The sequence below is a fragment of the Streptomyces sp. NPDC002911 genome, assembly GCF_053591835.1.
The window spans coordinates 45,202-58,033 of the sequence record NZ_JBSFUO010000012.1; the positions used below are offsets into that span (position 1 = coordinate 45,202).

11 protein-coding genes and 5 pseudogenes are annotated in these 12,832 nt (G+C 68.6%); 11 read left to right on the forward strand and 5 right to left on the reverse strand.

Going from position 1 to position 12,832, the window contains the following annotated elements:
- Positions 1 to 2: 2 nt before the first annotated feature.
- A complete protein-coding gene (locus ACWD04_RS19905) occupies positions 3 to 1,292 on the reverse strand; it encodes an FAD-binding protein (protein ID WP_451133627.1) in 1,290 nt (429 codons plus the stop codon).
- 325 nt (positions 1,293 to 1,617) lie between these two features.
- Between ACWD04_RS19905 and ACWD04_RS19910 the strand changes: the two genes are divergently transcribed.
- From ACWD04_RS19910 to ACWD04_RS19930, 5 genes and pseudogenes are all read left to right on the forward strand, one after another.
- Positions 1,618 to 1,812, forward strand: coding sequence for an antitoxin (locus tag ACWD04_RS19910; RefSeq protein WP_451133629.1), 195 nt, complete (start codon positions 1,618 to 1,620; stop codon positions 1,810 to 1,812).
- Positions 1,813 to 2,035: 223 nt separating this feature from the next.
- Positions 2,036 to 2,188: pseudogene (locus ACWD04_RS19915) on the forward strand (hypothetical protein); the annotation flags it as partial.
- Between the two features lie 60 nt (positions 2,189 to 2,248).
- Positions 2,249 to 2,502, forward strand: a pseudogene (locus tag ACWD04_RS19920) (CAP domain-containing protein); the annotation flags it as partial.
- Positions 2,503 to 2,640: 138 nt separating this feature from the next.
- Positions 2,641 to 4,479, forward strand: a complete 1,839-nt coding sequence (locus ACWD04_RS19925; RefSeq protein WP_451133631.1) for an FUSC family protein — start codon at positions 2,641 to 2,643, stop codon at positions 4,477 to 4,479.
- Positions 4,480 to 4,503: 24 nt separating this feature from the next.
- A complete protein-coding gene (locus ACWD04_RS19930) occupies positions 4,504 to 4,881 on the forward strand; it encodes a VOC family protein (RefSeq protein WP_451133633.1) in 378 nt (125 codons plus the stop codon).
- A 42-nt stretch (positions 4,882 to 4,923) separates the two neighbouring features.
- Here ACWD04_RS19930 and ACWD04_RS19935 read toward each other — a convergent pair whose 3' ends face one another.
- The 3 genes and pseudogenes from ACWD04_RS19935 to ACWD04_RS19945 all read right to left on the reverse strand — a co-directional run.
- On the reverse strand, positions 4,924 to 5,265 hold the full coding sequence (locus ACWD04_RS19935; protein ID WP_451133635.1) for a hypothetical protein: 342 nt from the start codon (positions 5,263 to 5,265) through the stop codon (positions 4,924 to 4,926).
- Between the two features lie 35 nt (positions 5,266 to 5,300).
- On the reverse strand, positions 5,301 to 7,031 hold the full coding sequence (ctaD, locus tag ACWD04_RS19940; RefSeq protein ID WP_451133637.1) for an aa3-type cytochrome oxidase subunit I: 1,731 nt from the start codon (positions 7,029 to 7,031) through the stop codon (positions 5,301 to 5,303).
- Positions 7,032 to 7,160: 129 nt separating this feature from the next.
- Positions 7,161 to 7,365 (reverse strand): annotated as a pseudogene (locus ACWD04_RS19945) (hypothetical protein); the annotation flags it as partial.
- A 1-nt stretch (position 7,366) separates the two neighbouring features.
- Between ACWD04_RS19945 and ACWD04_RS19950 the strand changes: the two are divergent.
- From ACWD04_RS19950 to thpR, 3 genes and pseudogenes are all read left to right on the forward strand, one after another.
- Positions 7,367 to 7,539, forward strand: a pseudogene (locus tag ACWD04_RS19950) (NADP oxidoreductase); the annotation flags it as partial.
- Positions 7,540 to 7,671: 132 nt separating this feature from the next.
- Positions 7,672 to 8,217, forward strand: coding sequence for an SRPBCC family protein (locus tag ACWD04_RS19955; protein ID WP_451133639.1), 546 nt, complete (start codon positions 7,672 to 7,674; stop codon positions 8,215 to 8,217).
- A gap of 655 nt (positions 8,218 to 8,872) precedes the next feature.
- Positions 8,873 to 9,487 (forward strand): RNA 2',3'-cyclic phosphodiesterase, encoded by a 615-nt coding sequence (gene thpR, locus ACWD04_RS19960; protein ID WP_451133641.1) that lies wholly within the window; start codon positions 8,873 to 8,875, stop codon positions 9,485 to 9,487.
- 58 nt (positions 9,488 to 9,545) lie between these two features.
- On the opposite strand, the pseudogene ACWD04_RS19965 reads toward thpR, so the two are convergent.
- Positions 9,546 to 9,702 (reverse strand): annotated as a pseudogene (locus tag ACWD04_RS19965) (pentapeptide repeat-containing protein); the annotation flags it as partial.
- A gap of 342 nt (positions 9,703 to 10,044) precedes the next feature.
- Here ACWD04_RS19965 and ACWD04_RS19970 point away from each other — a divergent pair.
- The 3 genes from ACWD04_RS19970 to rhaI all read left to right on the forward strand — a co-directional run bounded on the left by ACWD04_RS19970 (position 10,045) and on the right by rhaI (position 12,790).
- A complete protein-coding gene (locus ACWD04_RS19970) occupies positions 10,045 to 10,524 on the forward strand; it encodes a hypothetical protein (protein ID WP_451133643.1) in 480 nt (159 codons plus the stop codon).
- Positions 10,525 to 10,610: 86 nt separating this feature from the next.
- A complete protein-coding gene (locus tag ACWD04_RS19975) occupies positions 10,611 to 10,838 on the forward strand; it encodes a hypothetical protein (RefSeq protein WP_451133645.1) in 228 nt (75 codons plus the stop codon).
- 785 nt (positions 10,839 to 11,623) lie between these two features.
- Positions 11,624 to 12,790, forward strand: a complete 1,167-nt coding sequence (gene rhaI, locus ACWD04_RS19980; protein WP_451133647.1) for an L-rhamnose isomerase — start codon at positions 11,624 to 11,626, stop codon at positions 12,788 to 12,790.
- Positions 12,791 to 12,832: the final 42 nt, after the last annotated feature.

Sequence of the window (12,832 nt, forward strand, 5' to 3'; positions counted from 1 at the left end):
CCTCAGTCGATACGCGGGAAGTGGTGCGCCAGAAAATTGTTGCGGAACGTGCCGTTCGGGTCGAGTCGTTCGGTCAGCCGTTCGAAGTCGGCGTAGTGGTCGTACAGCTCCCGGAGCGTGCCTGGCGGAGTGGTGAAGACCTTGCCCCAGTGCGGCCTGGCCCCGAACGGGGCGAGGGCCTCCTCGATGGCCCCGAGGGCGGGTGTGACGGCTGCGGTGTCGGGCACCCAGGTGAAGTGGAAGGCCACCGCGTCCCTCCCCTGGGCCGGGCTGAGCCACAGGTCGTCGGCCGCGACGGTTCGGATCTCCCCGATCTGGAGCAACGGTGAGAACTGCTGCCGGATCCGGTTGAGGGCCTCGTAGGCCGCTACGGCGTCGTGCCGGGCGACGAAGTACTCCGACTGCAGTTCGTCCCCGTTACTCGGGGTGAATTCGAGGCGGAAGTGAGGCAGCCTGGCATGCCACGGGCCGGGAGCACCCTGCTGCTGCGTGCAGTGCTCTGCCGCCACACCCGGGACCGGATGCCGCGGACCTTCCGCGAGCGTCGCGCCGTGCCACTGGTTGGGGGCGCTGCGGGGACCGTCGTCAGTGACCCGCTGCTTGAGCCACACCTGGTCGACCGGACCGCCGTGCCAGCCTGTGAACAGGCTCACGCTGTAGGCCGCGGACATCACCTCGCCGAAGTGGGCGAGCATCTGCTCCTGTGGGAGCGCCTCGTACACCCACTGCTGGACCTCGAACGTGGGTACGAGGTCCAGGGTCAGCCGGGTCACCACTCCCAGCGCGCCCAGCGACACCACCGCACCGTCGAAGTCGGCGTCGCCCCGCTCCAGCGACACGACGCCACCGTCGGCGGCGACGAACTCCAGGGCTCTGACGGCCCCTGCCAGGGAGCGGTTTCCCACGCCCGAACCGTGAGTGCCTGTGGCGCAGGCCCCGGCTACGGAGATATGGGGCAGCGAGCCGAGGTTGTGCAGCGCGAACCCGCTGCGGTGCAGGGTGGCGTTCAGCTCACCGAAGCGCAGACCGGCGCTCACCGTCGCAGTACGGGCCTCCCTATTGATCTCGATGGCACGAGGCAGGCCCGCGACGGATATCAGGGTGCCGTGGGTGTCGGCGACGGTGTTGAAGGAGTGGCCCGTGCCCAGAGCCCTTACAGCCGTGCCGGCGGACACGATGTCCTGGAGCTCGGTGACGGATGTGGGGGTGTGCAACTGCTTCGCACCGAAAGTGATGTTGCCGGCCCAGTTCGTCCGGCGGGCGGACGGGGCGTGCGCCGAAAGGTCGATCATGCCTCGAAAGCTTACGCTCCGCTCATCCGCGGGCGCGGGGCTTGCGGCCCACCCTGCTGACGTCGCGTGGAGCTCAGTACGGCAGAGGCCGTCCGGACGGTGTTCGCAGGTCCAGCGGGGGCGGCCCCGCCGGGGGCTGCGGACGGCGGACGATCTGGATGCGGCCCACGGCCACCACCTCCTCCTGGTAACCCGGTATCTGCCCATCCTGGCGCCCTTCACACGTCGGGCGCCGTCCGGACCGCCCGGCCGCTCGCGGATGCGGACTCGGCGATGGGCGGTGACTCTTGAGGAGTGGGGGAAGCCGAGGCTAGGAGGATCCGCCATGTCCGCGTTGGACAAGATCAAGAAAATGCTGAAGGGCCACGAGGACCAGGCCGGGAAGGGCGTCGACAAGGCCGGAGACATGATCGACGACCGAACCCAGGGCAAGTACGGAAAGCACGTCGACACCGGCCAGGACAAGCTCAAGCAGCAGTTCGGCTCGGACCGCGACCCGGACAACCCGCCCCGCCCTTGACCATGCATACGTCGGCCCACCGTCTGACCTCCTTCCCGGCGCCGGACCCGGCCGCGGCTCACGCCGTGTCGGGTCCGGCACTTTCGTGCGTCCGGGCCCGGGAGTGAATCGAGCACATGACCGAATTCCTGTTATCGCCCCCGCCGCACAGCGTCTCCCGAGTGTGGGAAGTGACGCAACGGGATCATGGAAGAGCGAGCACAGCATCGGCGAGACACGCGACGTGGCATTGATCGAAGCCGCGCAGAAGGGCACCCCCGAGGCACAGGACCGGCTCGTCGCGTCCTTCCTGCCGCTGGTCCACAACATCGTCGGCCGGGCGCTGAACGGCCACGCCGATGTCGACGACGTGGTCCAGGACAGTGTGCTGCGCGGCCTGACCGCACTGCGCAGCCCGAAGAGCCTCCGGTCCTGGTTCGTGGCCATCACCATGAACGACTACTTCTCCCACACATCGCCGGACGGCACGGACCCCGGTGCCCGCATCACCGCGGCCGGATCCGGTGGAGTACCTACGGCGAGAACATCGCGAAGGGCCAGTCGACCGCCGCGGCGGTGATGGACTCCTGGATGAACAGTTCCGGTCATTGGGCCAACGTCCTCGACTGCGCTTTCAAGGAGATCGGGATCGGCAGAGTGGACTCGTCCGGCGGCCCCGTGTGGACCCAGAACTTCGCCACCGCCCTCTGACACCGAGGTTCGGATGACTGTCACACGGCGGAAACGAGCGGGTAGCACTCCCTCCACGTGAGGGATCTACGCTGAGTCCGAGCCCAGGCCGAAGGTGTCCGTCGGCGACAGACGCCTTCCCTCGCGGACAGGAGCACGGTGCCCACGCCCTCTCGTCTCGCCCTTGCCACCCGACTCCCCCCTTGGCTCGCCCACGTGCTGCGCGCCCAGCGCGGACCTGTCCCGTGGAACGCGGTGCTGCGCGGAGCTCTGGCCGCCGTGCCATTGCTGGTGGCGGTACTCGCCGAGCGGCCGACCGCCGGGGTCCCCGCCGCCCTCGGCGCGATGCTGGCCGGCATCAACGACCGGCCCGGCAGCCGCCGGGCCTCGGTCGCCCGGCTGGGGTTTCCCGCTCTGGCGGGCTCGGCCGGTCTGCTGCTCGGCACGGTGATCGCGGGAGCGGTCGGCGGTGGGCGGTCCGTGATCTTCCTGCCGCTCGTGTTCGGGATCCTGGGTCTGGTCGCGGGAGCGGTCAGTTCGACGGGGCCCGTTGCGTCCGCGTGCGGCACACAGGTGCTGGTCGCGGTCGTGATCGGGGCCGGCATGCCATTGCCGGAGCCGGGCCCCTTGCGCGCCCTGCTGTTCCTGGCCGGTGCGGGATGGCTCCTGCTGCTGCGGCTGGTTCTGCCGTCGCCGGGCCGGCTCGGCGGCGGGCCGTACCGGCTCGACGGGGAGCGGGAGGCGGTCGCGGCGGTGTACGACGCCGTGGCCCGGCTCCTGCGGGCTACGGGTGGCCCGCAGGCCCTCGCTGGGCGCGCGGCACTGAGTGCCACGCTCGACCAGGCACAGGACGCTCTGGCCGGGCCACGCCTGCGGCGCTACGCGAGCTCCGCGGCCGAGCGTCGGCTGCACGCCCAGTACGCTGCGGCGTTCCCGCTGGCCGAGGCAGCGACCGCGCTGGCCTGGGCCGGGATCCCGCTCGCTGCCCGGCTCGTGGAGGGCCCGCGAAGGCTGGCGAACGCGGTGCGGGCCGGCGGGCCGTGCGGACCGCTGCCGGCCCCGGCCCGCACGGATGCCGGGTTGCGGGCCCTGGACGACGCCTTACTGCGGGCCGCGGCAGTCTTCGACCGCCCTGACCGGACGCCACCGGGCAAGCACGGGAGACGCCGGTACTTTCCCGTCCTCGGCCGGGCGTGGAGCGCGGCAGGACGTGAGTACGGTCTTCGGGTCGCGATGTGCTGCGCGACGAGTACGGTCGTGGCGCAATGGCTGCACCACGACCACTGGTACTGGCTGCCCGCCACCACCGTGTTCCTCGTGAAGCCCGATCTCGGGCCACTGGTCTCCCGGGTGGTGTGCCGAGCCGTGGGTACCGTCGCGGGCGCCGCGGTCTTCGGCGCCGCGGCCATGCTGGTGTCCGGGCCGTTCCCGCTGGTCGCGACGGTGGCGCTGTGCGGCGCGCTTCTTCCGGTCGCCACCCGTCACTTCGCGGTGCAGACGGCGGTGGCCACCGTGCTCGTGCTGTCCCTCGTCCTCCTGGGCGGTGAACCGTCCGCCTCCTGGGGGCGGGTGGTGGAATCACTTCTCGCCTGTGCGACGGTGCTTCTCGTCGGGCACCTCCCGCTGCCGGGCCGACAGGGCCACACCGTACGGGCCGCTCTCGACGCGGCGGTGGGGGCGGCGCACCTCTATCTGGGGCATGTCCTGGACTCTCCTGAAGACCACACCGGGAGAGGAGCGCTGCGGCGCGACGCCTACCGGTCGCTTGCAGCGGCACGTACGGCGATCGACTTGTCTGCAGCCGAACTTCCGTCAGTGGCACGGCACTCCGCCGGGTCCGAGGGCGTCGCGGGTGCGGTGGAACGGCTCATCGACACCACTACGGCGTGTGCGGTGCAGTTGGACCACCCGGCCGCCGGACTGCCCTCGTCGCACGCCGGGCTGCTCGCTGCGCATCTCTGCGAGCTCCACCGGGCATGGGCGGTCCCGACACGGTGAGCGCCTGCTTCTAGGATGCGGCACATGATCGCTGAATTGCAGTGCGTGGTGCTGGACTGTCCCGCCCCTGCGCGGCTGGCCGGGTTCTACGCTGCCGTGCTCGGCGGGGAGGCCGACAGGCCCGACACGCGGTGGGCTCTCGACGAGAACTGGGCGACGGTGCACACTCCGTCCGGACCGGTGCTCTGCTTCCAACGGGTCGAGGAGTTCCTGCCTCCGCGGTGGCCGGACCCCGCCCACCCGCAGCAGTTCCACCTGGACTTCGGTGTCCCGGATCTGGACCGTGCCCAGGAGCAGGTGCTCGCGCTCGGAGCGACTGTGCTGGACGGGGGTACCGTCGCGCGGAGCTGGCGTGTGTTCGCGGATCCGGCCGGGCATCCGTTCTGTCTGGTGAGGCACTGACCTCGGGCGCCTTGACGCGGGGCCAGGCGCCCGAAAACCGCGTCAGCGGCCGATCAGTGTCAGGGCGGCGCAGGCCCCGCCCACTGTGCCGACGGTCAGGACGGACAACGCCACGCAACGGGCTCTGAGCCGGTCGTAGCGTGCGGTGTACTCGCCCCGGAGTTCCACGGCACGGCCGGCGATCCTTGTGAGCGTCTCCCGGCAGACCTTGACCCTGTCCGCGATGTAGACGCGTTCGACGTCCGCACGCTGGGCGGTGGTCAGCCAGGGCAGGGCGTCGGCGAAACGGCGGGCCTGTCTGCGCGCCTCCTCGACCTCGGCGTTCCAGAGCAGATAGCCCTCCACCTGAGCCAGGCCTCGGGCGCTCTCCTTGTCCGGCTTCACGTGGACTTCCTCTCCTCGAACCGTCGCCCCGGGGCCTATTCCTGCTTGTCCCCAGGAGCGACGGTGACGGACTCGTGCGGACGGTTCACCGCTTCCTCCAGGGCACGGATCGAGGGATAGTGCAGGTCGAACGCCGGCGATTCGGAACGGATCCGCGGCAGGCTGAGGAAGTTGTGCCGGGGCGGCGGGCAGGACGTCGCCCATTCGAGCGAACGACCGTAGCCCCAGGGGTCGTCGACCTCGATCTTCTTCCCGTACTTGGCGGTCTTCCACACGTTGTACATGAACGGAAGCATCGACAGACCCAGCAGGAACGAGGAGATCGACGAGATCGCGTTCAGGGCGGTGAAGCCGTCGGCGGCGAGGTAGTCCGCATAACGGCGCGGCATGCCCTCGGCTCCCAGCCAGTGCTGCACCAGGAACGTGCCGTGGAAGCCGACGAACAGCGTCCAGAACGTCATCTTCCCGAGCCGCTCGTCCAGCAATTTGCCGGTGAACTTCGGCCACCAGAAGTGGAATCCGGCGAACATCGCGAAGACGACGGTACCGAAGACGACGTAGTGGAAGTGCGCGACGACGAAATACGAGTCGGAGACATGGAAGTCCAGCGGCGGCGAGGCCAGGATCACGCCGGTCAGACCACCGAAGAGGAAGGTGACCAGAAATCCCACCGACCAGAGCATCGGTGTCTCGAAGGACAATGACCCCTTCCACATCGTGCCGATCCAGTTGAAGAACTTCACACCGGTCGGCACCGCGATGAGGAACGTCATGAACGAGAAGAACGGCAAGAGCACACCGCCCGTGACGTACATGTGATGTGCCCACACCGTCGCCGAAAGGCCGGCGATGGCGATCGTCGCACTGATCAGACCGACATAACCGAAGATCGGCTTGCGGCTGAATACCGGAATGATCTCGGAAACGATTCCGAAGAACGGCAGAGCGATGATGTACACCTCTGGATGACCGAAGAACCAGAAGAGGTGTTGCCAGAGCAATGGGCCACCGTTGGACGGGTCGAAAATGAGTGCGCCGAATTTGCGGTCCGCTTCCAGCGCGAGCAGCGCGGCAGCCAGGACGGGGAAAGCCAGCAGGACCAGGACACCGGTCAACAGGACGTTCCAGGTGAAGATCGGCATGCGGAACATCGTCATACCGGGGGCGCGCATGCAGATGATCGTGGTGATGAAGTTGACCGAACCGAGGATCGTGCCGAAGCCGGAGAAGGCCAGACCCATGATCCACAAATCGGCGCCGACGCCGGGCGAGCGGACCGAGTCGGTGAGCGGTGTGTAGGCGAACCAGCCGAAGTCGGCCGCACCCTGCGGGGTGAGGAAGCCTGCCACGGCGATCAGCGAGCCGAAGAGGTACAGCCAGTACGCGAGCATGTTCAGCCGCGGGAACGCCACGTCGGGCGCGCCGATCTGCAGCGGCATGATCCAGTTCGTGAATCCGGCGAACAGCGGCGTCGCGAACATCAGCAGCATGATCGTGCCGTGCATCGTGAAGGCCTGGTTGTACTGCTCGTTCGACATGATCTGCGTACCCGGGCGGGCCAACTCGGCGCGCATCACGAGTGCCAGGACACCACCGATGATGAAGAAGGCGAACGAGGTGATCAGATACAGCGTGCCGATCGTCTTGTGGTCGGTGCTGGTGAGCCACCTGATGACCACGTTCCCCGGCCGCCGACGCCGTACAGGCAATTCGTCCTGGTAGGCGGCATCGGCTTCCGCCGATACTGAGGGGCCCCTCGTCGTCACTGCGGCACTCCTTCGGTCAACGGCCGGTTGCGGACTCGGCGACCAGAATGGACTCCCCGCGGCAGGACCGCAGGTCATCTTCGTGCGCATGCACCACTGGCTGTCAAAGGACACTCGACTGGCCGATGCTCATGGCGTCCGTGTTGACGCGCGCCGCCTCAGGAGCCCGCCCCGCCCATAGGCCGTGACCCAGGCGCGCATCGCCTTCCGTGAGGAGAAGCGGGGGCCACGTTCTTGTCGAGCGGGTCGTCGGTGTACTGGTGGATGCACCAGACTGTTTCGATACGTGGCGGCCCACTTCTCCGTAGTCGGCGATCCAGAGTCCGTCACCGGCGATTCCCGCCATCGAGGACGGACTGACGGAGAGCCGGTGGACCGCGCAGCAGATCGGCCATTCGGTGATCAAGGCATCAAACGGCAGCTACGCCCAGGACATTCTCGACAAGGGACTCCCCCGCGGCGCACCCGGCCAGCAGGCCTTCCGGTCGCCTGCGACGACCCGGGCTCCTCGGTCCGGCTTCAAGGACACTGATGTGTGTACGCCACACTGTCCAACGAGCCGGCACCGCCATCCGTTCGCACATGATCCGTCCGGCTGTCGTGAGATACACCGGCCGGCCGAGGACGAGGAGTACCCCTAATGCCCCGCACCATGTCCGTATCCGACAGCATCCTGATCCGGATGTCGCCGTCCGCCGTGTACGAACGGCTGAGCGATCCCACCGCGATGGGACGCTGGAGTCCGGAGAACCGGGGGGCGAGAATCCTCGGAGAGCACCGGGAAGCTCATGTCGGCATGGTTTTCGAGGGCCGCAACAAGCGCGGTTCCTTCCGCTGGACGACCATGTGCACGGTCACGGCCGCCGATCCGGGCGTGCGGTTCGCCTTTCGGGTGCACGCGATCGGGGTTCGGAGACCACGGCTGCCGGGTGCCATCGCACTGTGGGAGTACCGCTTCGAGGCGGTCGACGGCACCACCCGCGTCACGGAGACCTGGACGGACGATCGGCGGGCCTGGCCCGACTTCGTCGCCAACGCCTTCGACCGGGTCGCGACGCGTGGGCATACGTTCGCGGAATTCCAGCGCGGAAACATCCGGACTACGCTGGAGCGCCTCAAGTCAGCGCTGGAGCAGGAAGGCTCGGAAGAGCCCGGCCATGTGGGGGACGGGCCACGGCCCGGGTGAGGCATGGGCCGACCGGAGCCGGAGGTACAGAAACGGCCGCCGGCTCCCCCCTACGAACGGCTCCGGGACCGTCACGTCGCCGCCACTCGTTCCTCGTCGCCGACGAAGCCGAGTCGCCGGTTCATGGCGATGAACGTGGCGTTGTCGCGGACGGCGGGAGGTCCGCAGCGAGGTCCTGCCGTTGGCACGCGAAGCCGATGGCCAGAACCCACATAACAAGCGCGATTCCCCGTCTCCGGTGGCTCTCCAGAACCAGCGGTCATCTCACTGGATGGCAAGCCCCTCGGGCTGGAGCGACATCGGCGCCAGGACGAACCCAGGCCCCCGTGCTCCGGGTGTCGGCCGAGCAGATCTTGTTCAACCCGTATGGTGCGCGCCGATGTTCGGTCGTTTCACCCACGGCTGCCGTGGCCGTGAACTCGATCTCGTTCTGCCGGCACCTTTACAGGTACGGCTCGAATCGGGTCGGGCGCATCCAGGTCAAGGCTGAGTCGAACCCACTCGACGGCCATGAGCACCTCCACTGTCACCGGTCCTGGGCACGGATCCCGGAGCCTGCCGAGCCCTGAACGGAACGCGCCCGGCGGACAGCCCGCGACCACCGGCACCGCCTGGCAGGCTGCCGCCGGGGGCGGCCGTCACCTCTGCTTTCCGCATGCGGTACGAAGTCCGTGTGAACGAACAGACCCGGCCCGCGACCGTTCGCGTGTTCATCGCCCTCGCCCCGCCCGACCACGCGAAGGAAGAACTCGCCCGAGAACTGCGCACCGCCTACGGCACCCACCCGCACATGCGGTGGAACCGCATCGAGGACTGGCACATCACCCTGGCGTTCCTCGGGGAGCTTCCGGCCGTAACCGTCCCGCTCCTACGCCCGCCGCTCGCCGGCCTCGCGGCGGCCCACCGGCCACCTCGCCTGGCGCTGCGCGGCAGCGGCCACTTCGACGAACGGGTGTTGTGGAGCGGAATTGAGGGAGACCTCGACGAGCTGCACATGCTCGCCACCGACGTGCGTACCGCCGTCAAGGGCTGCGGTGTCGCCTTCGAGGACCGTCCCCTGCGCCCACATCTGACCTTGGCCCGTGCCCGCCGGGGAGACAGGTCCTCGGCTGGGGAAATCGCCGCCGGTCTTGCCGGATTCGCCGGCCGGCGATGGCCCGCCGAACGTCTGCACCTGGTCGGCAGCAACGTCGGCCGTAGCAGCGGGCCGATCCACTACCGCGACATCGAGGCCTGGGCTTTCTGCGGGGGGATCCGCACCGGCTCCTGAAGGAGCGGGCCGAGCCCGGCGGCCCTCCCCGCCACCCGCCGGGAGCCGACGTGGGTGTTCAGGCGTTACCGGGCCTGCTTTCCGCCCGGTGCGGAGGCCGGGTGAAGGAACTTGGCAGTATCGTGGCGCGTTGCCCCCTTCGCCGCGTTCAGCTGGGCCCGGGTGAGGAAGAGGGCACCTGTGAGGTCGGCGTCGGACAGGTCGGCGTCACGGAAGGGCGGCGGCGAGCTGTTGCGGCCGGCAGGGTGAGGGCTTCCGTCAGGTACCGGAGCAGTTGGTGAAGCTGCCTCGTGACCGGGAGGACCTGGAACGTCTGCTGAGCGGTGTCCGTGCGTGGGTGCGACACAGCAGAGGCCGAAAGAGTTCGCGCATTCGGCGCGCAGGGCGGCCCGTTCGGTGCCGGGTGCGGCTGTCGGGACGTCGTCGGGCCCGTGACCAGGTTCCTCCGGTGTGCGGTACCCGCCGAGCTCACGGGTGTGTGCGGATCCGGCGGCGGCCACTGTCAGTGGGCGGGCGCACACTTGGCCCAAACGGAACGGGTGTGAAGGGGGCTGGACATGAGAGCGTCGGAGGAGAGGGGCTTCGAGCCCGCGACCGGCGACGGCCCCGCCGTCCCCGAAGCTGCGGGCGGGCGTGCAGGGGAGGTGCGAACCGCCTTCGACGGGATGCTTCAGATCAGGCGGCTGACCCGGGCGGGGGCAGCAGATCCCGAGGGTGCGCCGGCCCCCTGGGAGCTGCACCGGCCGCTACGGGCTGTGGCGTTGGCGCTGGAGGCCGCCGGGATACCCGCGTCGGCGCTCAGCCCGTCGGGCGAGCGGACCGCCACCGGCTATCGCGTGTGTGAGAGCGAGGCGCCCGGACCGGTGCGGGTCGAGTGGACCGGCCCGCCGGGCAGCGGAGCGGCGCACGACGAGGCGGAGGCGCTGGCCGAGTGCGCTGCGGTGCTGCGGCGGCTGGGCTGGATCGCCCTGGTGTACCGCGGGCCCCGCCGACGGCGCTTTCTCGAGGTCGAGCCGCCGCCTTCGGTCCGACCGTGAGGGGCCTTCCGTAGCGGTCGCGGGGGCATTGTCAGACCCATGAGGAATGCTTGACGGTCCGACACCTCTGACCGGGAGATGCTGAGATGCACGAAACCGAAATCGCTGCGGCACAAGCGTACGTCCGTCTACTGGCAGCCACGCGCGCTGCGCTCGCCGACCCGGCCGACGCCCCCCTGTACATGCCGCTGCTCAGCTCCCCGATCGAAGAGGCCGATGAGGCTCTGCGGAGCGCGGGCCTCGCGGGGAACGAGGACAGGCTCTTCGCGATCGTCAGGAAGCTTCAGCCGAGCCAGACGGGTTCCGGTCGCTGACCGTTCCCTGGTCGCGGTGGGTGCCCCGCTCCTGAGAGGGGCCGGCCGGGCGCTTCGCGGAGGCGTCCACCGCGGCGTGCCGCCGGCTGCTGGCCGCTGAAGTCGGCCACCGACCGCCGTACAGGAGCGAGCCGGAGGTGGTGAGGGTATCTTCGGACCGGAGAGGATCATCGGCCAGCCGCCGTACAGGCTCATCGGAGTCCTCGCGGAGCTCTCCGTGGGTGACGGTCAGCCGGCAGGAGTCGCCGACGGAATCGGTCGGTTCTGCCCCTCACCGAGCGGGCAGGGAGCGCCGGGCGCACGCATCTCGGGGCATGGGCCCTGGATCCAGTCCCAGGACACGCGGGCGACGAAGCTGTATCTGCTCTGATATCGGGATCGGTGATCGCCTCCCGGAGGCGCTCGGGAGATGTGCGGATGCAGATCTCGAAGACCTTCTCGATGGAGTTTTTCAGGCGGCTCCGGGCCTCTGACCCCGGCTGCCCAGGGCTCCGCGTAGTTGCCCACCCACCGGTTGGGGACGAAGCCGGATGGGCGGCGGGTGCAGGAGGTGGAGCTTCTCCCGCCCCTCGTCGCCGTGTAAATGTGACCTTTCGGTCTCCGGCCGACGCGGGCAAGTTGACCGGAAGGCGCTCACCGGTTGCGATGAATTGATTCAAATCAAGAAGAAACTTGACTAGCTGCTTGACGAGAAGCAGTGCTCAAACCTAGCGTACGTTCCGGATGAAACGATTCACATCCCCGATCCTGACAGGTCGCCGGATGACTCTGCTTACGAGGTGTTCATGTCTGATGTGTCGGCCGTCAAGGCAGCTCTGAAGTCTCAGGTCATCGAGACGCCGTCCTGGGGGTACGGCAACTCCGGAACGCGCTTCAAGGTCTTCGCCCAGCCCGGTGTCCCACGCGACCCGTTCGAGAAACTCGCGGACGCGGCGCAGGTGCACCGGTATACCGGAGTCGCCCCTAAGGTGTCGCTGCACATTCCGTGGGACCGGGTGGAGGACTACGCGGCGCTGACCCGGTACGCCGAAGGGCTCGGGCTGCGGATCGGTGCGATCAACTCCAACGTCTTCCAGGACGACGACTTCAAGCTGGGCTCGGTCACCCACCCGGATCCGAAGGTCCGCCGCAAGGCCACCGACCATCTGCTCGAATGCGTCGACATCATGGACGCCACCGGCTCGCCCGACCTCAAGCTGTGGTTCTCGGACGGCACCAACTACCCGGGCCAGGACGACATCTCCAGCCGTCAGGACCGCCTGGCCGAGGCGCTCGCCGAGGTCTACGAGCGGCTCGGCGACGACCAGCGGATGCTGCTGGAGTACAAGCTCTTCGAGCCCGCCTTCTACACCACCGACGTCCCGGACTGGGGCACGTCGTACGCCCACTGCCTCAAGCTCGGGCCGAAGGCTCAGGTCGTCGTCGACACCGGCCATCACGCGCCGGGCACCAATATCGAGTTCATCGTGGCGTTCCTGCTGCGCGAGGGGAAGCTCGGCGCGTTCGACTTCAATTCCCGTTTCTACGCCGACGACGATCTCATGGCAGGCGCCGCCGACCCGTTCCAGCTGTTCCGGATCATGCACGAGGTGACCAAGAACGGCGGCCTCGATGCCGAGACAAACGTCAACTTCATGCTCGACCAGTGCCACAACATCGAGGCCAAGATCCCGGCCGTCATCCGCTCGGTCACCAATGTCCAGGAAGCGACCGCCAAGGCTCTGCTGATCGATGCCGACGCGCTGACCGAGGCGCAGCGTTCCGGTGATGTCCTTGCCTCCAACGGAGTGCTGATGGACGCGTTCAACACGGACGTACGGCCGCTGCTCGCCGAGGTCCGCGAGGAACTCGGTCTGGCACGCGACCCGTTCGCGGCCTACCTCGCCTCCGGTAACCAGGAACGCGTCGCCGCCGACCGCGTGGGTGGAGAACAGGCGGGCTGGGGCGCCTGAGTCCCGCCCCCTCCCCTCCGTACGTCCAGCCGCACCCGCCCG

What these genes read in the sequence shown, in the direction of transcription:
- ACWD04_RS19905 (WP_451133627.1), bottom strand. Translation starts at nt 1,292, where the DNA reads ATGATCGACCTTTCGGCGCACGCCCCGTCCGCCCGCCGGACGAACTGG.
- ACWD04_RS19910 (WP_451133629.1), top strand. Translation starts at nt 1,618, where the DNA reads ATGTCCGCGTTGGACAAGATCAAGAAAATGCTGAAGGGCCACGAGGAC.
- ACWD04_RS19930 (WP_451133633.1), top strand. Translation starts at nt 4,504, where the DNA reads ATGATCGCTGAATTGCAGTGCGTGGTGCTGGACTGTCCCGCCCCTGCG.
- ACWD04_RS19955 (WP_451133639.1), top strand. Translation starts at nt 7,672, where the DNA reads ATGCCCCGCACCATGTCCGTATCCGACAGCATCCTGATCCGGATGTCG.
- thpR (WP_451133641.1), top strand. Translation starts at nt 8,873, where the DNA reads ATGCGGTACGAAGTCCGTGTGAACGAACAGACCCGGCCCGCGACCGTT.
- ACWD04_RS19970 (WP_451133643.1), top strand. Translation starts at nt 10,045, where the DNA reads ATGAGAGCGTCGGAGGAGAGGGGCTTCGAGCCCGCGACCGGCGACGGC.
- ACWD04_RS19975 (WP_451133645.1), top strand. Translation starts at nt 10,611, where the DNA reads ATGCACGAAACCGAAATCGCTGCGGCACAAGCGTACGTCCGTCTACTG.
- rhaI (WP_451133647.1), top strand. Translation starts at nt 11,624, where the DNA reads ATGTCTGATGTGTCGGCCGTCAAGGCAGCTCTGAAGTCTCAGGTCATC.